The sequence below is a fragment of the Alteromonas sp. a30 genome (assembly GCF_026788005.1).
Lineage (GTDB): Bacteria > Pseudomonadota > Gammaproteobacteria > Enterobacterales > Alteromonadaceae > Paraneptunicella.
In genome coordinates this window covers 26592-48690 of sequence record NZ_JABEPE010000004.1, presented here as the reverse complement: position 1 = coordinate 48690, position 22099 = coordinate 26592, and the positions used below count along the sequence as shown (strand labels likewise).

At 41.5% G+C, this 22099-nt stretch carries 20 protein-coding genes; 12 read left to right on the top strand and 8 right to left on the bottom strand.

Annotated features, from left to right (window positions below):
- Positions 1–730 precede the first annotated feature (730 nt).
- Positions 731–1651 (bottom strand): hypothetical protein, encoded by a 921-nt coding sequence (locus HJG39_RS05670; protein ID WP_268407664.1) that lies wholly within the window; start codon positions 1649–1651, stop codon positions 731–733.
- Between the two features lie 411 nt (positions 1652–2062).
- Here HJG39_RS05670 and HJG39_RS05665 point away from each other — a divergent pair, with 411 nt between their 5' ends.
- The 4 genes from HJG39_RS05665 (at position 2063) to cynS (ending at position 6250) form a co-directional block, all read left to right on the top strand.
- Complete coding sequence (locus HJG39_RS05665; protein ID WP_268407661.1) at positions 2063–2875, top strand: formate/nitrite transporter family protein; 813 nt, start codon at positions 2063–2065, stop codon at positions 2873–2875.
- 181 nt (positions 2876–3056) lie between these two features.
- Complete coding sequence (locus tag HJG39_RS05660) at positions 3057–4790, top strand: bifunctional protein-serine/threonine kinase/phosphatase (RefSeq protein WP_268407658.1); 1734 nt, start codon at positions 3057–3059, stop codon at positions 4788–4790.
- A gap of 141 nt (positions 4791–4931) precedes the next feature.
- Positions 4932–5525 (top strand): ANTAR domain-containing response regulator, encoded by a 594-nt coding sequence (locus HJG39_RS05655; RefSeq protein WP_268407655.1) that lies wholly within the window; start codon positions 4932–4934, stop codon positions 5523–5525.
- A gap of 284 nt (positions 5526–5809) precedes the next feature.
- Entirely contained in the window at positions 5810–6250 is a 441-nt protein-coding gene (gene cynS, locus HJG39_RS05650) for a cyanase (protein ID WP_268407652.1), read from the top strand.
- A gap of 73 nt (positions 6251–6323) precedes the next feature.
- On the opposite strand, the gene HJG39_RS05645 is transcribed toward cynS, so the two are convergent.
- Positions 6324–6713 carry a hypothetical protein gene (locus HJG39_RS05645; RefSeq protein WP_268407649.1) on the bottom strand — a complete coding sequence of 130 codons (390 nt, stop codon included), beginning with the start codon at positions 6711–6713 and terminating at the stop codon, positions 6324–6326.
- A 125-nt stretch (positions 6714–6838) separates the two neighbouring features.
- Between HJG39_RS05645 and HJG39_RS05640 the strand changes: the two genes are divergently transcribed.
- From HJG39_RS05640 to HJG39_RS05620, 5 genes are all read left to right on the top strand, one after another.
- Positions 6839–9931, top strand: coding sequence for a serine/threonine-protein kinase (locus HJG39_RS05640; RefSeq protein ID WP_268407646.1), 3093 nt, complete (start codon positions 6839–6841; stop codon positions 9929–9931).
- 520 nt (positions 9932–10451) lie between these two features.
- Entirely contained in the window at positions 10452–12140 is a 1689-nt protein-coding gene (locus tag HJG39_RS05635) for a vanadium-dependent haloperoxidase (protein WP_268407643.1), read from the top strand.
- A gap of 111 nt (positions 12141–12251) precedes the next feature.
- Positions 12252–12764, top strand: coding sequence for a hypothetical protein (locus HJG39_RS05630; protein ID WP_268407639.1), 513 nt, complete (start codon positions 12252–12254; stop codon positions 12762–12764).
- Positions 12765–12968: 204 nt separating this feature from the next.
- On the top strand, positions 12969–13472 hold the full coding sequence (locus tag HJG39_RS05625; RefSeq protein ID WP_268407636.1) for a hypothetical protein: 504 nt from the start codon (positions 12969–12971) through the stop codon (positions 13470–13472).
- Positions 13473–13477: 5 nt separating this feature from the next.
- Positions 13478–13990 carry a hypothetical protein gene (locus HJG39_RS05620; protein WP_268407633.1) on the top strand — a complete coding sequence of 171 codons (513 nt, stop codon included), beginning with the start codon at positions 13478–13480 and terminating at the stop codon, positions 13988–13990.
- Between the two features lie 130 nt (positions 13991–14120).
- On the opposite strand, the gene HJG39_RS05615 is transcribed toward HJG39_RS05620, so the two are convergent.
- Positions 14121–16133, bottom strand: a complete 2013-nt coding sequence (locus HJG39_RS05615) for a tetratricopeptide repeat protein (RefSeq protein ID WP_268407630.1) — start codon at positions 16131–16133, stop codon at positions 14121–14123.
- A 67-nt stretch (positions 16134–16200) separates the two neighbouring features.
- Here HJG39_RS05615 and HJG39_RS05610 point away from each other — a divergent pair, with 67 nt between their 5' ends.
- Positions 16201–16380 carry a hypothetical protein gene (locus HJG39_RS05610; protein WP_268407628.1) on the top strand — a complete coding sequence of 60 codons (180 nt, stop codon included), beginning with the start codon at positions 16201–16203 and terminating at the stop codon, positions 16378–16380.
- A 234-nt stretch (positions 16381–16614) separates the two neighbouring features.
- Here the strand turns inward: HJG39_RS05610 and HJG39_RS05605 are convergent, their stop codons facing one another.
- Positions 16615–16767, bottom strand: a complete 153-nt coding sequence (locus tag HJG39_RS05605; RefSeq protein WP_268407626.1) for a hypothetical protein — start codon at positions 16765–16767, stop codon at positions 16615–16617.
- Positions 16768–16774: 7 nt separating this feature from the next.
- Positions 16775–17713: a hydrogen peroxide-inducible genes activator gene (locus tag HJG39_RS05600; protein WP_268407623.1), complete on the bottom strand. Its 939-nt coding sequence runs from the start codon at positions 17711–17713 to the stop codon at positions 16775–16777.
- A 153-nt stretch (positions 17714–17866) separates the two neighbouring features.
- Here HJG39_RS05600 and HJG39_RS05595 point away from each other — a divergent pair, with 153 nt between their 5' ends.
- Positions 17867–18526 carry a carbonic anhydrase gene (locus tag HJG39_RS05595; RefSeq protein WP_268407619.1) on the top strand — a complete coding sequence of 220 codons (660 nt, stop codon included), beginning with the start codon at positions 17867–17869 and terminating at the stop codon, positions 18524–18526.
- Between the two features lie 8 nt (positions 18527–18534).
- Positions 18535–20202 carry a SulP family inorganic anion transporter gene (locus HJG39_RS05590; RefSeq protein WP_268407616.1) on the top strand — a complete coding sequence of 556 codons (1668 nt, stop codon included), beginning with the start codon at positions 18535–18537 and terminating at the stop codon, positions 20200–20202.
- Positions 20203–20287: 85 nt separating this feature from the next.
- Here HJG39_RS05590 and HJG39_RS05585 read toward each other — a convergent pair whose 3' ends face one another.
- From HJG39_RS05585 to HJG39_RS05575, 3 genes are all read right to left on the bottom strand, one after another.
- Positions 20288–20740 carry an NfeD family protein gene (locus HJG39_RS05585; protein ID WP_268407613.1) on the bottom strand — a complete coding sequence of 151 codons (453 nt, stop codon included), beginning with the start codon at positions 20738–20740 and terminating at the stop codon, positions 20288–20290.
- A gap of 3 nt (positions 20741–20743) precedes the next feature.
- The gene (locus HJG39_RS05580; RefSeq protein ID WP_268407611.1) at positions 20744–21697 is read right to left on the bottom strand and encodes a stomatin-like protein; all 954 of its coding nucleotides are present in this window, start codon (positions 21695–21697) and stop codon (positions 20744–20746) included.
- Positions 21698–21828: 131 nt separating this feature from the next.
- Entirely contained in the window at positions 21829–22026 is a 198-nt protein-coding gene (locus tag HJG39_RS05575; RefSeq protein ID WP_268407609.1) for a hypothetical protein, read from the bottom strand.
- Positions 22027–22099 lie beyond the last annotated feature (73 nt).

Here is a 22099-nt window from a genome sequence, read left to right as displayed (position 1 = left end):
TGGATATTTAAAGTTTGGTTAAGGAGTGAACTGAACCTCGAGAACGCAACACCTCCAGACACTTCAAGTAACTCTGTTGCTTTGTTTGTTTTTAGCTGTAGCTCTGAATATAAAACCGGAATAATAAAAATATCATTTTCATTATAATTACCCGTATATGGTTGTACTAAATTGACCAGTTTGCAAGCGTCTTTTGATTCCTTTAACCTAACCTTAGCTTCTCTCAAGTCGTTAATTTTATCTTTTTCATCAATGATATAGTTTTGATAAAGATTTGGGAAGATGGCTTTATAGTTTTCTCTTAAGAGGAAATTACATTTTTGATATTTAGATTTTTTATATTCATTAATAAATTTAATTTGAGCGTTATATTCTGATTCTAGCTCCAATAAAAGGAGGGATGCTTCATCAAAAGCCATATTCGAATTTTCGATAATGCTAACTTTATTCTTTAGTACGGAAATAAAGCCAAAAGCATGTTCTTTCCCGATAGTGTCAATGGAGTCTTTTAAAGATTTTAGTCTCTTCGATGCGCCAAATTTTATTAGCTCTTTCTCCTCAATTAATTTATTTTCATTGAAGTAAGTGAGCCATGTAGCTAATGCGACGGCTATTGCTATAAATATCCCAATAACTTCTGTTTTATGACTTTCATTCTTTTTAGAAGGCATGTTTTGGCTAACTATTTATGAAGGATTTCAGGTAGGAAAAACCTGAAATCCAATTTCAACTAGCGATTTTTTGTTAATTTTAAATCTTCTTGTTTGAAGTCTTTCTCTAGCATTTTTTCGATTAATTTGTCTGCGACTGATTGCATCCCTCTCATAAGACTCAGCCCTCTGTGCTCATCTTGATAGAGCCATACAAATTCACCTGTTTGGACGTCTATTAATCTTGCCGTCACGCCGATAGACGCAATGCCTAAACTTTCATTGAATCTTTTCTTTTTAAACTCTTCATCATACTGTTCTATACTTACAGTACTTGCTTTTCTTCTTCTTAGGTCTTCTATTTTTTGCTGAACTACCGCTACCCCACCCATAAGCATTTGTGTTGGTAAATCTAAATTTTCTAACCTTGTAATTTCTGTATCGATATCGGCCATTAATTTATTATAGTCCTTGATATATCTAGCTCTTTCCCCTTTTTGGTAATGTGTTTTTAACACAATCATTTGTTGAGCATTAGTGTACTCCGTAACGCTACCATCCAATAAATAATCCGCGGAAATAGCCTTACCAATCAGGACAAGTTGTGTATTTCGATCTTTTTTAACAAAACCGCCATCATTCATTTCAAGCTCATCTTTTCTTTTTCTTAGCGTTGAGCGATCAACAATGTTAAATGAATTGCCGGAATTTTTTTTATCCAAGGTTTTTTTGATGTCTAGTAATCGACGAGTGATGGTTTGTGTTGCTAGAGGCGAACCATTCTCATTACCGGTAAATGTATCAATCCCAATTGTTTTGCCTTTTATTCTAAACTCCTCGGTCCATTGAGAGTTTGCAGGAAACAGGTTTTTCTTTAGGTAATCATTAGTAGTTTCACCCCGAGATTTTGGCGGCGTAAGTTCTTTAAAAGTAGTGTATTTAGGTGTGGCAACACAACCACTAAGTAATATGACAACTGTCAGCAATGCGAGTTTTTTCATTTGTGTGTTCCAATTATAATGGTTAATAAAGTGTTTTTTATTTTTTGTGAAACACTTATTCTATTATTAAATAGGATATAAAAACAACCAACATTGTTTTCTTGTTTTCTTACTTTTAGTGCAAAATAAGTCTATTTTCACTGCCTTAATGCAATATTGCACAGTTATGGTGATTTTGCCAAATGATAATATATATAACCATTTGTTAACTCTTTGAAAAACATAATGATTTTTAGTTGGCACTGGTTCTGCATCATTTCCGCTGTGAAGTATGTTCGCAATGGTGCGAACAACACAATTTAATTCGGCAAAGAAGCCCGTTAGCGCTTAACACTTCGGTTTAGGTGCTGGCGGGCTTTTTGCGTTTTACCTTCTTAATTGACTTCCAAATAAAAAGTGGAGAAACAGAGCATGGCCTATGTAGAACCGAAGGAATTTGTGACCAAGATGGTCGATTCTGGCGAACAGAAGGTTTTAATGTCGGTAAAAGACAGTTTTATTCGCGCTTTTATGGCAGGTGCTATTCTGGCGTTGGCCGCTATGTTTGCCGTCACGGTAACGGTAAAAACAGGCATGCCACTTGTTGGTGCGATTCTATTTCCTGTGGGCTTTATCATGTTATATCTGATGAAGTTTGATTTACTAACCGGGGTGTTCACGTTAGTGCCACTTGCCTATTTAGATGGGCGTCCAGGCGTAACCATTAAGCAAGTGTTGCGTAATTGGGGCATTGTGTTTTTGGGCAACTTTGCAGGTTGTTTAACCATTGCTTTTTTTATGTCATTCATTCTGACGTATGGCTACAACGTTGATGGCGGAGAGATTGCCGCTAAAGTCAGTAGCATTGGCGAGTCTCGCACTTTGGGGTATCAAGAGCACGGTGTTGCGGGCTGGTTTACCATCTTTATCCGTGGCATGTTGTGCAACTGGATGGTGTCGATGGGCGTTGTTGGTGCATTAGTGTCAACGTCTGCTTCGGGCAAGATAATGGCAATGTGGATGCCTGTTATGTTGTTTTTCTTTATGGGCTTCGAACACTCCATTGTGAATATGTTTTTATTCCCTTTCTCTTTGATTATGGGGGGAGAATTTACAGTTGGTGATTACCTTGTTTGGAATGAGATCCCTACGGTTTTAGGTAACTTGGTGGGGGGCTTTTTATTGGTTGGCTTGCCACTGTATCTAACCCATGTGCGTACTAGCCCAGAACGTAAAATCGCTTAAATACCGGTTCCAAATTATCAGCCAGCTACAGAGAGTTAAGCGTAAATTCTAAGCGGCAGGGACGTATTCACGCGGCGAGTTTGCGATAAATCTTTGTAGGTGACTGACAATTAAGCGCAACTCTTTAGCTTGTGTGCAACGTGAAATAACACATCAACCCCGTAACTAGGTTGCTTTAACGATGCGAAAAACACTGCAAATTAAACTGGGCCAATGCACTGATAAAGGCATCAAGTCGTTAAATCAGGATTTTATCGGTGCCTATTTCCCCAAAGAGCCATTGTTGGGCAGTAAGGGAATTATTGTGGCTATGGCAGATGGCATTAGCTCCAGCAATGTTAGCCAGATCGCCAGTGAAACTGCTGTCAGTAGTTTTATTAATGACTACTATTGCACCTCGGAAGCGCAATCGGTAAGGCGTTCCGCAGAGTGTGTTTTGCAGGCAACAAACTCTTGGCTGTTTTCACAAAGTCAAAATAGCGCCTATCGGTTCGATCCTGATAGTGGCTATATCTGTACTTTTAGTTCGCTGATTTTAAAGTCGCATTTCGCGTATTTATTCCACTGTGGAGACACCCGTGTTTACCGGGTTGTAGGTGAGCATCTAGAGCAGTTGACACAAGACCATCGACGTCATGTTGATGCTGAAAATCAATACCTGACTCATGCAATGGGATTGCATCAAAAGTTGAGTATGGATATTCATAGTTTTGCATTGGATGAAGGTGATCGCTTTTTACTGATGAGTGATGGGGTTTACGAATTTATTAGCGAGGCCCGCATTCTGTATTGGTTGGCAACCTATAGCGAAGATTTAGATGCCGCGGCTCATGGTATTGTTGAAGAAGCTAAACAAGCGGGCAGCGACGACAACCTGAGCATTCAAATTGTGCGTGTAGAGCAGTTGCCCGATAGGCAAGTGGATGAAATAGCGCACCAAATTTCTGCCTTGCCATTGCCACCTAAGCTTCAACCTCGTATGACACTTGATCATTTCACCATCGAGCGAGATTTGTACATTAGCAGCCGTAGCCATGTGTTTTTAGCGGTTGATAATCTTACAAAAAAGCGAGTGGTGATAAAAACGCCTTCGACTGAAATGCGCAACAACAACGCGTATTTAGAACGCTTTTTGCTTGAAGAGTGGATTGCCAAGCGCATCAGCAGTCCTTATGTGTTGAAAGCGACTCAAGATGCAGAGAAAAAACACTTTTTGTATCTCACAACCGAATATATCGAAGGACAAACCCTTGCTCAATGGAGTCGAGACAACCCTCGGCCGCACTTAGAGCAGGTTCGGGATATTGTTGAGCAAATATCGAAAGGGTTACAGGCATTTCATCGACAAGAAATGTTGCATCAAGATATTCGCCCTAACAACATTATGTTGGATCACAGCGGGACAGTTAAAATCATTGATTTTGGCTCGACTAAGGTTGCAGGTATTCACGAAATGCAAACGAGTGCTTGTGCCTCGCAAACCGAAACCGAGGTGTTAGGAACGATGCAATATTCTGCGCCTGAGTATTTTTTAGGTAAGGAAGGGGATGTTCGATCTGACCTATTTTCTTTGGCTGTGATTGCGTATTACTTATTGTGCGGGAAATTGCCTTATGGCACTCAGGTCGCCAACTTACACACGACAACGGCCCAGCGGCGACTAAATTATGCGTCGATTCGGATTTTTCGCCAAGATTTACCTATTTGGGTGGATGCGACACTGAAAAAGGCCCTGACAATACAACCAGATAAACGCTATTCGTCGATGTCTGAATTTATTTATGATTTACGTCACCCCAATCCTCAATATTTAGCAGTAAAGTCTCCACCTCTTATGGAGGCTTATCCCGTTGCTACATGGCAGGCTATTTCGGCGGTTCTATTTTGTTGGGTGATTTACTTATTGGCGCAGTGAAGAGGATACTTTCTACCGAATTTTTGCACGAAAGTTTCATATTTATTTCATTGATTACGTGAAATTAGAAGTTCTTAATTTTGGACTTTATGTTTACCATGAGATTCTTAACTTCTTCAATAAAGAAAGAGATAAACAGTAATGAAAGATGAACGCTTTTCTAAAATACTGCTAATTGATAACGACGAGGTTAACGCAAAAGCGGTCACAAAAATATTGAGCAAACAGCAATATCAAGTTGAGCATTCGTATTTCGGACGTTTTTCATTATTAAAGCAAGTGAACGAGTTATCTCCCGACATCATTGTATTAAAAGTGGACTCTTTGCATCGAGACCTAATCGAAAGCTTCTATCAAATCGCAGACTTCAATCCAAAACCCATGGTGGTTTTTTCACCTATTGATGATGTTAACTCAATTAAATCAGTCATTAAATCAGGTGTGAGTGCTTACACTGTAGGCGAGATCGAAGCAGAACGTCTTGAACATGTTATTGACGTTGCCATTGTTCGGTTCCTAGAAGAACAAAGGTTGAAATCTGAGCTAGAGCAAGCAAAATTACGATTATCCAATCAAAAAACATTGGAGAGAGCGAAGATATGGCTCATGGAAAATAATCAGATAACGGAAAAAGATGCTTATCATCATATGAGAAAAATCGCGATGGATGAGGGCGATAAAATCGAAAAAGTTGCGGAAGATCTTTTATCTAAAATTCGTCACTTAAAAGCATAATTTACATGCCTTAAGTGTGCCGCAACTATTTATGCGTTAATACATTGATAAATATGCAATACATCCTAAATAGAGGCTGCAACGAAGCAGCAAACGTATTGCATTCAAAATTTGAATTTGGCAATGAAGCCCGCCCTTTTTATGCGGAAACATAAGAATGGTGGGCTTTTTTGTGATTAAAACAAGCTGATGTCGGGTAATTAAACTTGAGCTGCCATATGGCGCGGAGTGTGTAGGCGCCTTACTTACTAATAATAGAGCGCTACGGCGCAGGAGATATTAAGATGAATAAAGAAGCAATGACTGATGCGATTGTAAGTGCAAAAACAGAGCGCGGTTTAACATGGGAAGAGTTTGGTAAGGCTGTTGGCGTATCTCCTGTGTGGCTTGCATCAGCATGTTTGGGAATGAACAGTGCGCCTGAAGAAAGCGCAGTGGCAATTGCTAACCACCTCAACTTAGGTGATGACGTGGCAAAAGCGTTACAACAATATCCAACCAAAGTATGGGACCAAACGGTACCTACCGATCCACTTATCTACCGTTTATACGAAGTGGTTGGCGTGTACGGCGACACTTTGAAAGAAGTGATTCAAGAGAAATTTGGTGACGGTATTATGAGCGCTATCGATTTCTCAATGGAAGTAGATAAGGAAGAAAATCCAAAAGGTGATCGTGTTGTTTTAACGCTAAATGGTAAGTTCTTACCTTATAAGTCTTGGTAAAATAAATTGAGAGAGCAACTTAAGGCGCAAACCTTAGTTTGCTCTCTTGCTTAACGTTTTAGGGCAATAGCTTTTAACCCACTCTTACAATAATCTCGCCAGTGGTAGAGGTAGGATCGTCACCCACTATTTTAGTTTTAGAATACAGGTTGATGTTCGCCAATGGATCGCTTGCAAGCGCAACGCTCAGATAAATAGTAAAATCCTGCTTCAATAGGAAATATTCTACAATGGCGTCGGTGTTAGTTATTTTTCTTGCTACTCCCCCAATGATTAGATACACATCGTAGGTATCATCAGTTATATATGTTTGTAAGCTTTGGTCGAAGATAAATTCTACAGGTTCGAATTGTGAGAAGTTTGGGCTTTCTGGTACAAAACTGATTTTTCCTGGAAGTGGCGGGTTATTTATTGTTGTTCCTTCAGCGAAGATGGTGATAGTCGCTTGTTCTGTGCTTGGCATGATCTTTCCTCTTTGTGTCTATTTTAGGTTTTTTACTGCTTTTTTTAATCTTTTCAGTCGTTTCTAATGTAGTGTTCTGCTAAGAACAGGTTAATATATGTAGAAATTCAGCAATAGCAAGTGGTATGCCTGATTCACGATCTTATTATACTCGGACCTTGCCGTTGGATAACGTTGGGGAACCCGTTAGTCAAATCTTTGATGATGAAGCCTCATTAAGAGATTCTTTCCCATTCAATGTGGGAGAACGTTTTGAATTTGTTGAACACCTTGGTCGAGGTGGGACTGGATTGGTTTATAAAGCGTTCGATAAGCGCTTAGAACGTCATGTCGCGCTGAAATTTCTTATTCATTCCCATGTTGATAATCTGCCACATTTGGTCGCTGAAGCCCGTGCTCAAGCTACCATAGAACATGCCAATGTGTGTCGTATTTACGAAGTCATTGAGGGAGAGGGCTTTGTTTTTTTGGTAATGCAATATATAGAAGGGCCGAGTTTAACAGCGCTTTCTTCGTCATTGCCGGTAGAACAAATCCTTATTCTGATTGCCCAAAGCGCCCTTGCTTTGCAGGCGGCACATGGCAAAGGCGTCATTCATCGTGATTTCAAGCCTGATAACATCGTTGTGCAAATCAGTAACGGGATGTTTGAACCTTATGTTGTCGATTTTGGTTTAGCATGGAAAACCAAAGGTGACTCAAACCTTTATGAGTATAAGAACATTGGGACTCCGGGTTATGTGGCGCCAGAGTTATTGCAGGGAAATGCCGTACGTTTAGATCGTCGAGTAGATGTGTATTCCTTAGGAATGAGCTTGTTATTTTGTTTAACTCGCATTCTGCCTGCTAAAGTTTACTCAAATCCTGAAAGCCTAGAGGAAGCAACACAAGAACTTGATACCGATCTTGGCATCATTATCAAAAAGAGCGTGTCTCCTCATCCATTACAGCGCTATGCCTCAGCAGAAGCCTTCGCCGATGACATTCAACGCTATTTAAGTGGCGAGCCAATAAAAGCCCGCAGTGGCAAAGTGTATTGGTTGAAGCAAAAATTCATTAAACATAAATGGTTAGCGTTGGCGGCTGGCGTTGTGCTGTCATCATTTGGTGGATTGTATGCCAAGCAACTTTACGCACAGCATATTCAGGCATTGCGTGAAGAAGCGTTGCTGGCATATAACGACAAATTAAAAGCGCTGGAGTATGAGGCTCAACTCACTTATTTGTCTCCTCGACACAATATCGAAGCGACACAAGCTCAATGGCTTGCTGCTGCTCATGAGCTGGAATCTGAATTAGAGAGCGTGCATCCGGCAGTATTAGGGGCATCATACTATGCCATTGGCCGGATTTACCAAATGTTAGGCGATGAACAAAACGCACTAAAAAACCTGTACCAAGCCAAAACACTCGAGCCGGATAACAATAAAGTCGCGTTCTATTTAGCGGTCTCTTACGGCACGTTATTCAACCAGCAGATGGAATCCATTCGTTATATTGAGCAGGAAAGCGAGCGTAAAGAGCGATTAAAGCTCATCGAAGCACGGTTTCGTCTTCCGGCCGAGCAATTGATGCAAAAAGGTATCGATTCAGCGCCATATCGCTTATATGCACAGGCGCTTCTCGCCTTTTATAACAAAGAATGGGAACGTGCTTTAGCGCTATTGCAAAGTGGGGCAGAGTTACCCGCTTGGTATTATCTAGATGAGGTGTTGCAAGGCGATATTATCCTTGCTCAAGCAACAGCCCTGCACGAAGCTGGCGGCGCTCACGATAAAATTATGCCGTTGGTTGATGAGGCGCTAGCGTTTTATTCTCAAGCGACGGATATTGCTCCGAGCGACCCCAGTGTAGCTGTAAAGCCTTTGTCAGCCATGCTGTTTAAAATGCGTGTGGCAAACCAAACAGGCAGTGAATTTGATTTAGACATTATGCAAAATTTAGATAATTTGTTTACGTTGATTGAGCAAATTGATTCGAATAATGAAAGCTTGTATCTGGTATATGGGCAAATTTTGCAGTTTTATGGTTTGAATCAAAGTCAACATTCTGGTGAGCCACAAGTTTGGTTTAATAAAGCTGAAAAAATATTACTCAAAGGTTTACCCATTGCTCAGGAACAAGATGCTTTTTGGTTATCGCTAGGGCGTTTATTTTCTAGTGTCACCAAATACCAAAAAGAATCTAATCAACCAACAGAATTTACCATCGAAAAAGCCATTCAAGCGCTTAACCATGTCAGTAACGAAGGGCGTGATTATTACTATTACAACGAACTTGGCACGTTCAACCGAAATTTAGCATTGCATCAGAGGTCGGTTGGCAACGATGCCTCAGATTTATTTCAACAAGCGGTTGATCATTACGTCGAGGCAAATCGGCGTTTTCCTGAACATATTGGCAGCTTAGTGAATGCGGCTTCAACCATTCGCTTAATGTCTGAACAATATCAGGTCGAAGCCCAACATACCGCGTTACAGCAAGCATTGCTATTGCTACAAAAAGTAATAGAAAAAGAACCAAAACATTTCGTAGCGAATTATTATCTCGTTGTTATTTATGTGCACTTAGTGGAGATAAATGTATTTCAAGGAGGACTTGAAAAAGAGTATTTAAGCATCGCTAAGCAGCGAATGCAGCGGCTAATTGAAGTAAATAACTCACATCCTTATGTATTAAATTTAGCATCGCGCTTGAAGCAACTCGAAATTGAAAAAAGACTCTCGTTGGCCTTATCGTGGTCTGATGATATTGATGAGCTATTAATCGAGCGGCGACGATTAGCTGAGCAATTCCCTCAAAACCCAATTATTACGCGCAGTTACATTGGTTTATTGGCGGCGATGACCCACATGCGTTTAGTTTTAGCATTACCAGCACAAGCGCACATTCAATGGTTGCAAGATGCCCTGCAAGCCTATTCTAATTTTGAAGATAGCGAAGCGTACCATGTGTTGCTCGCACTTTTTCAGCGCTTTGAGCAACTTGACTCATTGGAAGCGACTTTAAACCAGCCTTTTGGGTTGGATGATAAGGCGTCCTTTACCTACCGAAACGTTCAATTGGCGGTTGATATTGCCCAAGCAAAAGATGTTTTACAGTTAACGAAAGCTAAAAATGTGCTGAATACTATAAAGGAAGGTATGACACCTTCTTATAAAAGCACCCTGCTTTTGTGGGAATCGCAACGCAGAAAAGCGCTGTTATCTAATGAATAACATTTCCTCGCCGGAAGCACATAATTGGCGTTCATTTGGTCATTTTTATAATGTATTTCAATTGGATAGTAACAGTTAATCGTAATATTGTTTAAATCAGTTGCTTTTAATTCAAAAAGCCGAATGTTTGGCGGTTGTAGGACGTTCGTAATCATTCACTTTTATTTTTAAATTATTACCTCCTCTTTTTTCCTACCTTTTTAGTGGAATATTACGCTTTTTATAAGATATTGGTTTTTCCGATAAGTGAACGGCTAAATCAATAATTTATTGATTATACTGAATAAATTTTATATCGAATCGGTTTGATAGAACTTCATGACAGCAAAAATCTATTAGATAAAACGGTAAACAAAGTTCACTATCGGTAGTGTCAATATTTTCTCATTGAGGCTTAAATTCAATGATTTTGAGTAAGGTTTAAAGTATTTGAACGTCGTGGGGACGAAAATCTTACAAATTTGGGGAAAATATTGCGATTTAAAAACTAAATCAATCTGACCGATATAAGGAACTTGTTATGATGAAAGTTAAAAAATCGTGGTTAATGATGGCGGCAATGTTCGCATTACCTGCAACATCGTCTTCGGTGCTTGCTGCACAAACTGCGGCCCTAAAAGATGTTGAAGTTGTTTCTGGTAAGCTAAAAGGTGCAAGTCAATCCAAGAAACAAGCCGCTGGCTACATCGGCCAAATCAGTAAGGCCGTTATTCAATCTGGTAACTATGAGAGGTTGAAAAATGGAGCTGCTACACGTGACGCTTTCAGTTTGAGCGCGGATACGGATGCTTCAGACATCGCCAATGTGTCAACGGCTATTAAATACTGGCACGGAGTCGCCCTTGATACGGTGGCACTTGATCATACTCCCGCTGGTGAAGAAGGTGCGCCGGTTAACCAAGGCGGCCCGACTCGTACAAGCCGCGCTTTAGCCATGATTCAAATAGCGGTTTTTGAAGCATTAAATGTGCTTGATGGCGAATATCGTAGTTATGTTAAAGGCTTGAATGGTAAGAAGTTCCAAGAAGCGTCTCCTGAAGCAACCGTTGTTGCTGCGGCTTATGAAGCGCTCGTCGCTTTGTATCCGGGCCAAAAAGCACGTTTAGCTTCTATTCTTGATGAAGAAATGGATCGTATCGCACAAACAACGGATGAAGAGGCGGTTGAGTTAGCATGGAAACTCGGTGAAAAAGCCGCTAAGCGCACTCTTAAAAAACGTAAAAATGACCGTTCAGACATCGCAGAGCCAGAGTTTGGTCACGGTGGGAAAGTTGCCAGTGGTAAGAAGAAATTCGGAGGTGGCAAAATCAATGATGGTAGTGATCATGCAGGTTCTTGGACACCGGATCCAAACACACCATCAACGTCCGGTGAAGCTAACTTAGCGCTAGGTGCCTACTGGGGTAACGTTAAGCCATTCTTCCTGAAAGATGGTGATCAGTTCCGTGCGCCAGTTCCTCCAGCGTTAGAGTCGCAAGAATATGCAGATGCTTTTAACCAAGTGGCGTCATTAGGTGGCGCACAAGACAACATCAACACGCCAAGTACCAGCACAGACGCAACGCGTTTCATCGGTAACTACTGGGGTTATGATGGGGTTCCGCTAATCGGTGTACCACCACGTATCTATAACCAAATCGCTATTCAAGTGGCAGACACGCGTATTTCCGACCCGCTTGAACTGGCGCGTTACTTAGCCATGGTTAACACGGTGATGGCAGATGCCGCAATTGCCGCTTGGGACAGCAAGTTCTACTACAACTTCTGGCGTCCGGTTACAGGCATTCGCACGGATGATGGCAATGACTTCACAGTAACCGACTCTACATGGAATCCAGTTGGTGTGTCGGTAATCAACACCACAGAAGCGATTCGTCCTACGCCTCCATTCCCAGCGTATCCTTCCGGTCACGCGGCGTTCGGTGGAGGAACGTTTGAAGTGATGCGTGATTTCTTCGGCGACAACACCTCATTCACATTTGTGTCTGACGAGTTCAACGGCGAAGGCGTCGACCCATTCTTCCCGAATGTACCACGTCCATTTGTGCCGGTGCGTTTTGAAACGTTAACCGATGCGCAAATCGAAAATGGTATCAGTCGTGTGTACAACGGGGTTCATTGGAGCTTCGACGATGCTGCGGGTCAGGAAATGGGCGTAAATGTTGCTCGTTACCTACTTGATGACACCAAAGTCTTCACTAAAAAATAAGTGACAGGTATGCAGTAAGTGCTGTTTCGGCAGCACTTACTTTACCCACAGCAAACAAAATAGCAAATGCTACCTAGTGCGAAACAACCAAATTAAGTGAGTGAAAGAGCAATGAAAAAAGTAAACTTGTTAACACTAATCTTTACCTTGTTCGCGGGACTATTGATAAACACAGTAGCCTTCGCCTACGAAAAGCAAACTAGCCCTGAAAAGGCGCAAAAAGAACAACTTTCCCAGCAAGAATTAGTCGAACTCTATCCAACGGACTTTAAGCCTGCGTTTACACGCGATACCGTTATCAAATTAAACGCTATCGTACATCGTTCATACGATGTGATTAACACTTACGATGCCATTATTGCGGATGTAAAACGCTCTATTAAGCACACAGAAAGCAACAACAAATTAACGCCAGAAGCGAAAGCACAGCTTACCCGAATTACGAAATTAGCAGACGAATCCAAGAAGATTCTGGCCGACATGAAAGTGGCAATCGACGAACTAAATGCCAGTAAAGAAGATTACAACCCCGCTATTTTAGCCGGCATGTTGGACTTCGTTCAGGACGTTGAAAGAGAGATCGCCAAGCAAGAGAAAAAAATGGCAGCCATGCTTAACTCCTAATGCCGACCAAAATCCAGTTTAGCTCACGGTTCGACGCCGTACTTTCAGCCCTCCTTGTGAGGGCTTTTTTTGTTGGCTCCAATTACAAATTTATACTTTTTATTAATGGAGCAAATATAAACCCTGTGAGATAAAACTGATTGTTTTTTTGACCTTAAGGGTAATGTTTCATTGTGAAACGATGCGGGTCATTAGGAGGTAAAAATGACAATAGGTTGGATTGATACCATCTACAACAATACCGATATGTCTTGGTATTTTAAGGTCGATGATAAGAAGCATAGAGGAACCCTTACTTCTAGGTCGGACTCTAGTGACACCTTTGATATGGACAAAAATGTTTGGTACGAGTTAAAGCCAAAAACGGCTTATCTTTGTGATTCCTGCGGGATCCCGTGGTCAGGCTCCGGCCGAGCTAGATGGCTGACATCTGTGTCGGACAAAAGTAGTTCAGTTGCGATTTTTCAAGAAGAAGACCAAGTCTATTTTCAAGACAATAACAGCCACGCATATCTTTATCTTCAAGATATACCAACAAATGGCGACTACAACGTCATTCTAACCATTAATGACAACGATGGTAGCTCTGTTGGCGGTATTAGTATGCGCATTGTTGACACAAACGATGCCGGTTACGAAATTCTACAATTTGTTGAATCAACAGCTGCGGATATGGGTAAATCTGTATTTGATAAAGTAATGGAGTAAGGGTAATGCAAAGCACAGGTGAAATAACCGTTTATCAAAATAACACCAATGACACATGGTATCTAAAACTCACAAGTAGCAAACACAACTACACTGTTCAAAATGAGGACGATCCTAATGATAACTTTAGCTTCCGGGACGGTGGTTGGCATGCAATAAAGCCTAACGCTTCTTATCATGGTAGTGATACCTGCGTACCCAATTACGACAATGATCGGAGCTATTTGCTGGTGTCGAAAGACAAAGTGAGTTGTGTGCGAATCTATGCATCAAAAATTAATGGGCAAAATCAAATCATTTATGATGACTATGCAACCGGCAATCTTATGGCTTCACAAAACGTGGATAAATGTGAAGTTTGGACTTCTGAGTTGATCATATCAGATGATGCAGATGACAAAAGCATTCGTCTTGATGTAGACGTTGAAAAAGGCGCTGCCGTGCCCTATATTTGCCAAGGCTTAGAAAACCAAGTTCAAAAATATGCAGTGAAAATTTTTGAAGTGTGCATAGCCTAATCATCTATCTTTAATGCTGTAGCGACTTAGCGCTGTTTCAGGCAAGTCGCTCGGGTATTAATGAAAAAATCAAAAAACACAGGCTGAAGTGCAGAGCATATTTGCGCTTGTAGATTTGAACTTTTACAAATTACGATAGCGTTTTACACGCCGCTAAATCTGCTTCTAGTTTTTCAATCGACTTGTGCGCTTCAAAAAACGCCACCACCGCCTTCACCCGACAGCCTTTTTCACCAGTGAACTCAGCTAAATAACTTTGGATTTCCTCGAATCCCCACGTCAATTCATCGGTAGGAATGGGTTTAATGCTCTCTAACACCGATTGAATACTGCTTGTATCCAACAAAAAACGCAGGAACTGCATAATGGCGAGTGATTCTTTGTCTTGTGTGTGTTGCTCACATTTCTCAATACGTTTTAATGTGGTTTCTTTGGGTTCAGTTAATAGGGATACCATTGCTAAATCGGCGAAAACCAATTTAACCTTATTTTGTATAATAGGAGAATCGGAATCTTTAAACATGGATTCAAAGTCTTTACCCAAATCTAAGGCTTGCTCAGCTTTGCCTTCTCTAACAAGGATTAGGGCTTTCGAATACATCGCATCGGCGATATTTATTTTAATTGCCTCGCGAGCGTGCGGAACGTATTTTTTTATTAAGGTGTTATAGGATTCTAGAGCATCTGAATATCGGTTTAGCTCAAATAATTTGTTACCTCTGTAGAGCATTGCTCTAGAAATGAGTTCTTGTATCGCATCACTACTGGATCTTGAGCAAGCTTTAGTGAGTTGCTCGTAGCATTTTATCGCTTCTTCGGTTTTATCTTGTTGTTGTAAAGTAATCCCTTTATTAAATATGGACATTGATACTAACTCTTGAAAGTTTGAGTTAGGGAGTTTCCTGTATTTATTAATCACAATGTCATAATTCTTGATTGCCTCATCAAACAATCCAATTCCTTCTAAAGTATTTGCCTTATTTAAATAAGCACTTACTACTTCATAGGTGATTTGTTCATCAGTACTATTTAAGTAAGACTCAAAGATAAGATCATACGTTTTAAAGGCATCTTTAATTTTATTTAATTTTAGTAGTGACCCAGCCTTATTTCTCATCGCAGTGACCTTGTGTCTTGATATTAGAAATTCATCGTCACTTTTAAAAATCCCAAGCATTTTATTGGTATTTTCAACAGCTTCTTTATACCGATTCAATCGACTCAGTGAAATGCTCTTATTTCTCATGGCTGCAGCAAGAAAACCTTTGAATACAGAGCTGGGTTCCTTTTCTAACAATTGGATTAGTTCATTACTCTTATTCAGTGCTTCGGTGAAATTTCGTAATAGCCCGTAGCAAACTATTTTTTCAGTTTTAATAGTGTAATTTAATTCTTGTGAGTGAGGGGGCAAGCAGTTTTCAGCTTTTTCAAAATAATTTAAGGCCTCAGAAGCATCTCTCTTTTCGGAATATAGTTTTGATGCTCCTTGTTCATAAAATTGTTGTGCTTGATTGGTATCATGGCTTTGGTTATTTTCATTATCGTTGTTAGGTTTTAGTTCTCCTAAATTATTGCTCAAGAGATCATCAAGGCTTTTTATTTTTTGTTCTTTTTCTTTATCAAATTCGTCAAATTTTTTCTTAATTCTACTATCTATTTGGGATTCATATTGATGATATTTCTTATCTAGGATTAACTTAAAACGGGTCGAATACTCAGCTTCTAAAGCGTCTAGTTTAGGTGTAATGTCTTGCTTTAATTGTTCAAAAGCTTCATCACCCTTACTATTGACCCATTCACGAGTTATTATTCTTTGAGCCTCTTCTCGCGCTTCTGCCTTCGCTTTATTTCTGACCGAGAAATACGTTGATAAACCACCAAACAAACCAAGCAGAGTAATTGCTCCGAGAAAAATGCCAATATACGACCACACATCTTCAATGCGCTCACCATGACGCTCTATCAAAATATTTTGGCTTGCTTTGGTGTCGTTTATTGATTTGTCTAATCCCGCTAACCTTGCTTTCAATTCTGCAAGTTGCGCTTTCATTGTTTGCACTTGAGCGGCATTGGTATTGGCTTTGTTGCTAATTTCCGAGGTGGTTTGGTTTGTGTGTTTTGTGCTGTGTAAACGCGCTTCCAATGTTGCTTCTAGCTTGGTGACTTGCCGTTGTAGTTCAAATAACTGGTTGTAAATCACTGCGTCATTGGTGTGGTTTGCAGCACTTGGCTCGCCGTTTTTCTGCCCAGAAACAGCCGCGCTTTGGGCAAATGACTGCATGGGCGAAACGCCAATGATGAAAATAAAAAGGAAAGCGGAAAAAGCAAAAAAAGGACGAGCCGTGGAACGCATCACCAAACATCCGTGGTTAGAAGTTGTTGGTGGCTAAATTTACCTTAAATTGCAGAGTAGGCCAAATATTGATTTTTCGTTAGCGTTCACCGTTCACTTTATCTGCAAACATTTGCTTTTAGCCTTGGTGCCTTCAAATGTAGTTGAAGGTGTGAGATGAACCACACTACTCGCATTTCAAGCTGAAACAGCTAATTTGTAGGTTAAAAAGTTCTGTCCAAGCACCGTATTTGGGAAAACCGCAACAGTGCGCTTTTGTAAAAAACGGTATTCACACTTCTTTACTTTGCATCCATGCGTTAACGGCGTTTAAGTCGAATTGCGGCTGGGAGATGAGGTGTTTGCGCACCTTTTCTTTGTTCAATATGGGTAAAAATGCCTCGGCAGAGACTCGGGAAAAAGGAATAAATTCGATGTGATGCATAAGAACGTTAATCATCTAACGGTGTTACAACACCGCTTAAATGTTCTTTTACAATTGTTCTAAAGTGCAACGTCAGTTCCCTAAAAAATACACGGTTCGCTGAACCATTACGCCACACTAGCGCGTGTTCCCGTTCAATGGGTGTGTTAGAAAGCTCGCAAACGTGAAGGGCTTCTGGTCGGTGCAATTCCGAATGCACGTACAAGCCCGGCAAAAATGCCACGCCCATCCCCATCACCACCATTTGCCGGAGGGTGTCCAAACTTGTGCCTTCGAAGTCCCGTAATACGTTTGCACCAATTTGGTTACAAATATTTTGTACTTGCATATGGAAGTGGTGATGTTCTTCTAGCGTCAGTACAGGCTCACCAGAAAGCTCTTGTGGATCAACGTCATGACGTCCTGCAAGAGGATGATCTTGCGGAACAACAAACTTCAACGGCTCTCTAAACAACGTTTTGATCGAAAATTCACTACTAATTAGCGGTAGTGGAGATAAAATAATGTCATAATTGCCGCTTCGTAACCCATCTTCTAATTGCCTTGGCGAATCTTCCCTTACGTAAAGTTTTAGCTTGTCGTATTGTTTGTGCAAATGCGGCAGAATAAAGGGCAATAAGTAAGGGCCAACGGTAGGTGGCACGCCTAATCTGAATGTGGTGGATGGGCCATGAGCAAGCACTTGAGCGTTGTCGACTAAGTCACGCATGGATTCAACAATATGGCGGGCCTTTTCTTGTAGTTCTTTACCTTGTGGGGATAAAAAAGTGCCATTTCTGGAGCGTTCTAAAAGGGTAATGCCAAGGGTTTCTTCAAGTGAGCGAATTTGGGTGGTGAGTGTTGGCTGACTGACACCGAGTTTAGCTGCAGCTTGTCGAAAATTGAGTATATCGGCGAGGCAGATAAAGTATTCTAGTTGCTTAAAGGTGGGCTGCTTTTCGTACATATTTTGTTACCTAACTTCACAATGTAAACTCTAGGATATTTGATAGTTTAAGGCTATCACGAAATAAGATTATTTCCTATTAAGCTATCAGTGCATACTGTAGTCAATTGGTGTTTTCCAAAAAACGTAATAGTCAAATTAATGGAGCATTAGATGAAACATGTCATTTCAGGTGTAGCGAAATTTCAACGTGAAGTCTTTCCCGAGCGTGAAAAGCATTTCCAAAAGTTAGCCACTGGACAGAATCCTGAAGTTCTCTTCATCACTTGTGCCGATTCTCGAATTGATCCGAATCTTGTCACACAAACCGACCCCGGCGAGCTTTTCATTTGTCGTAACGCGGGCAATGTAGTTCCTCCTCATTCCAATGCTACAGGAGGCATGACCGCGTCCATTGAATTTGCGGTTGCGGCGCTTGGTGTTACCCACATTGTGGTATGTGGTCACACCGATTGTGGCGCCATGAAAGGTGCGATTAATCCTGATGCACTCGACAAGCTTCCACATGTTAAAGATTGGTTAGGGCATTGTCGTGCCGCAACAGAAGTAGTTGCAGAAAAACATGGCTGTGATTTGTGTTTGGACCACCTTGATGAAGTCACAGAGGAAAATATTGTATTGCAGCTTCAACACTTGCGTACGCACCCAGCGGTTGCGGCAAAGTTAGCAACAAAACAAGTTGAACTGCACGGCTGGATGTACGACATCGAAACCGGCGAAGTGCTTTGTTACAACGAAGCAGAAACTAAATTTGAGCCGATGAATGAGCGTTATGCCAAGTTGTTCGCAACAAAAGCTGCGGTAAGAGCGTAGGAGAGTTTATGATTAAGCTGACTAACGATTTAAGAGGTGATATTACTGGCGGGATTACCGCTGGTATTGTGGCCTTGCCGTTGGCGCTGGCGCTAGGGGTAGCCTCCGGGCTTGGCCCCATGGCGGGTTTATACGGCGCAATTTTGGTGGGCTTTTTTGCTGCCTTTTTAGGGGGAACTCCTTCCCAGATTTCTGGCCCGACAGGCCCAATGGTGGTTGTTTTAGCGGGCTTGTTCGCTAGCCTTTCTGGTGACGCAACCCTAGTATTCACCGCTGTAATGCTCGCAGGCTTACTTCAAATTGTTTTTGGTTTTCTTGGTATTGGACAATACATTCGGCTGGTTCCGTACCCGGTTATTTCCGGTTTTATGAGCGGAATTGGCGCCATTATTATTATCTTGCAGTTAGGACGTTTGTTAGGACATGAGCCGCCGAGTGGCACAATTGGCGCCCTAGAGTATTTACCGACAGCACTATCCGATATTAACTTTGGCACGCTGCTTATTGGTGTTGGTACGTTAATCATTGCCTACAAGTGGCCAGCATCATTAGGCAAGTACGTACCGGGCGCTTTAGCGGCGCTGGTTATTGGTACAATTGTTGGATTATTTGTTGAGAATCTACCCGTGTTGGGCCAAATCCCGACCGGTTTACCTTCTTTGCACCTACCTGTATTTGATCAGAGCACGTTATTCCTAGTTGTTGAGGCTGCGGTAGTATTAGCGGTATTGGGTTGTATTGATAGCTTATTAACTTCCTTGGTGGCTGACAATATGACTCGAACAAGACACGACAGTAACAGGGAATTAGTTGGCCAAGGCGTAGGTAATACTATCGCAGGGCTATTCGGTGGTATTGCTGGCGCTGGCGCAACTATGCGTACTGTTATCAATATCCGCTCTGGTGGCTCTGGTCGCTTGTCAGGTATGGTGCACTCACTTGTTTTACTTGCCATTGTTATGGGGTTGGGTGGCTTGGCGTCACATATTCCTCATGCAGTGTTAGCCGGTATATTGGTTAAAGTTGGCTTAGATATTATCGATTGGAGCTACATTACTAAAGCACACCGTGGCCCACGTTGGGACTTAGCGTTGATGTTGTTGGTATTGGGTATGACCGTCTTTGTTGACTTAATTACCGCGGTTGCCGCAGGTGTTGTTCTAGCTGCATTAGCCTTCGTTAAACAACTAGCGAAAGTACAGCTTGATGCCATCAAAGTGATGCCTGAACATTTGGATGTACCCGAAGAAGCCGCCATTTTGAAAAAAATTGGTCCTTCAGTGAATTTGTTCGACTTCGGTAGTCCGTTAAGCTTTGGTGCTGCGGCAGATGTCGGACACCATGTTAGAGAAAACGTGAAGAACGAGGTGAGTATCCTATTGCTCGATTTTGACCGCGTACCCTTCATGGATGTATCCGCTGCGCGCGCAGTTGATACCATTATTACGGATGCCCAAGCCGCTGGGCGCAAGATTTTAATATCTGCTTTAACGCCTAAAGTGAAGCAGGTATTAGATGCGCTTGACGTGAAAAATACGGTATCCGAAGCACACATTTTTGAAACACGACTGGATGCATTAAAGTATGCCGAAATGATGGTAGACAATGCCAAGGTTGGGTCTTCAAAAAAGGGCGATAGCGTCTCTGTGGTTGGAGGCGCACCATCTCCCACATAACTAAATCAGTATTAATTTAGTTCCCTCATCATCAAAGTAAAAGCCCCAATAAATTGGGGCTTTTTTATGTGTTGTCATGCCGAGTTTAAAGAGGCTCAATCCAAAATACGCCGACATCCTTTTTCACGACTTTAACCTGTGTCCCTTGCTTTAATGGTTGCTGGCTTTTTAACCGCCAATGCACTCCTGAATATTCATACGAATAACTGCTATCCGGTGTAACATCTTGTTCCAATGTAAAGGTGATTTCTGCAAAGTCATTATGAATATTTCGCTCAGCCTTGGCTTCTTGCATTCGTTTTAAAGGTTTCCACATTAATGCGGCATATAAGGTTGTGAGTACCGCGTTAGCCAAAAGCGCGCTGACCCAATCCGTTGGAATCAGTTCCCAGTACATGAATAAACTACTCGTCAGTAAAGATAAGCCTAAAAAGGTTAAAAAGAAGGTAGAGAAGCCCAGTATCGCGACTTCAATAATCAGCAAAACCATACCGACAATAGCCAGATTTTGCGCAAGATCGTCTGAAAATAACGTCATTGTTTAGCCTTTCTGCTTATTATTTAATGAGTTGATAATCGACATTGCTTGCGCGACAAGCGAGCTGGCATCGGAAGCGTTGTCCGGTAACAGTACAACAGACGACTCTTTCGCAATCGCTTCTTTTGCTGAAATGGCTTTAGTGGCTAAATCTAACTGAATTGCCTTTTGGCCTTCTTCGGTATCTGCTGCTTCACCAACTTTTCTTAAGGCTTCAGCTTGTGCTTCGGCAACCGCCATAATTGCCTTTGCTTCACCTTCTGCGTTAAGAATTTGCTCTGCTTTATCGGCTTCTGCTGCCAATACCTGTGCTTGCTTTCTCCCTTCAGCAACGTTGATAGCTGCTTGCCTGTCACCTTCGGATTCCAAAATTTGCGCGCGCTTTACACGCTCCGCTTTCATTTGTGCCTCCATGGCTTCCATTACCGAATTCGGTGGCACAATATCTTTAATTTCGTAGCGTAAAACTTGGATGCCCCAAGGGTCTGAGGCGGCATTGATAGCGGCAACAATATTGGTATTGAGCAAGTCACGCTCTTCGAAGGTTTTGTCTAACTCCATCTTGCCAAGTTCGCTACGCATTGTGGTTTGTGCCAGTTGCGTTACCGCAAAAATATAGTCGTCTACGCCGTAAGTGGCTTTGTAAGGATCAAGCACGCGAAAATACAGAACACCATCAACCACAAGAGAAATGTTGTCTTTGGTAATGGCAGATTGAGATGGCACATCAACGGCTTGCTCTTTTAAGCTTCTGTCGGCAGAAATTCGGTCGATGAAAGGTAGGATAAAGTTAAGACCAGCTTCTTTAGTTGAATGGAATTTGCCGAATCGTTCAACTATCCAAGCGCGGTTTTGCGGTACGAATTTAATACTGTTTTTCAGTACAACGACCACAAAAATCAGTAAGAAAAATTGAACGCTAAGTATGTAACTAAGAATATGTTCGAAAGAACCCATGTTATCTCCTTTTAAATTAAGCTACAGCTCCTTCGAATAACCCTAGCACTAAGTTTACAACTTAACCAAATAAAAAAGCCCCCTATATTAAAGGGGCAAGAAGAGTTTGGATTGGAAGTGAAAGCAGGGGACTAATTATTTCGGTCCTTTTTACCTCTTTCGTAGCCGCGTTCAAACGCTTGCTTTTCCATCGCATTATTTTCATGCTCTCTTCGCATTTTTTCGGTAATACGATCATCACCGGCGTACTTACCCGCAGAGTAACCATCGTGTTCCGCTTGATCTTCCTTTTCTTTTGCTGGTGATTCACCTAATTTTCTGCTGCTCATGTTACTGCCTCTTAATGCTTAACGACTTAATTACTAAGAAGTTGCTGTTCGATAAGACATTCAATAGTTCAGT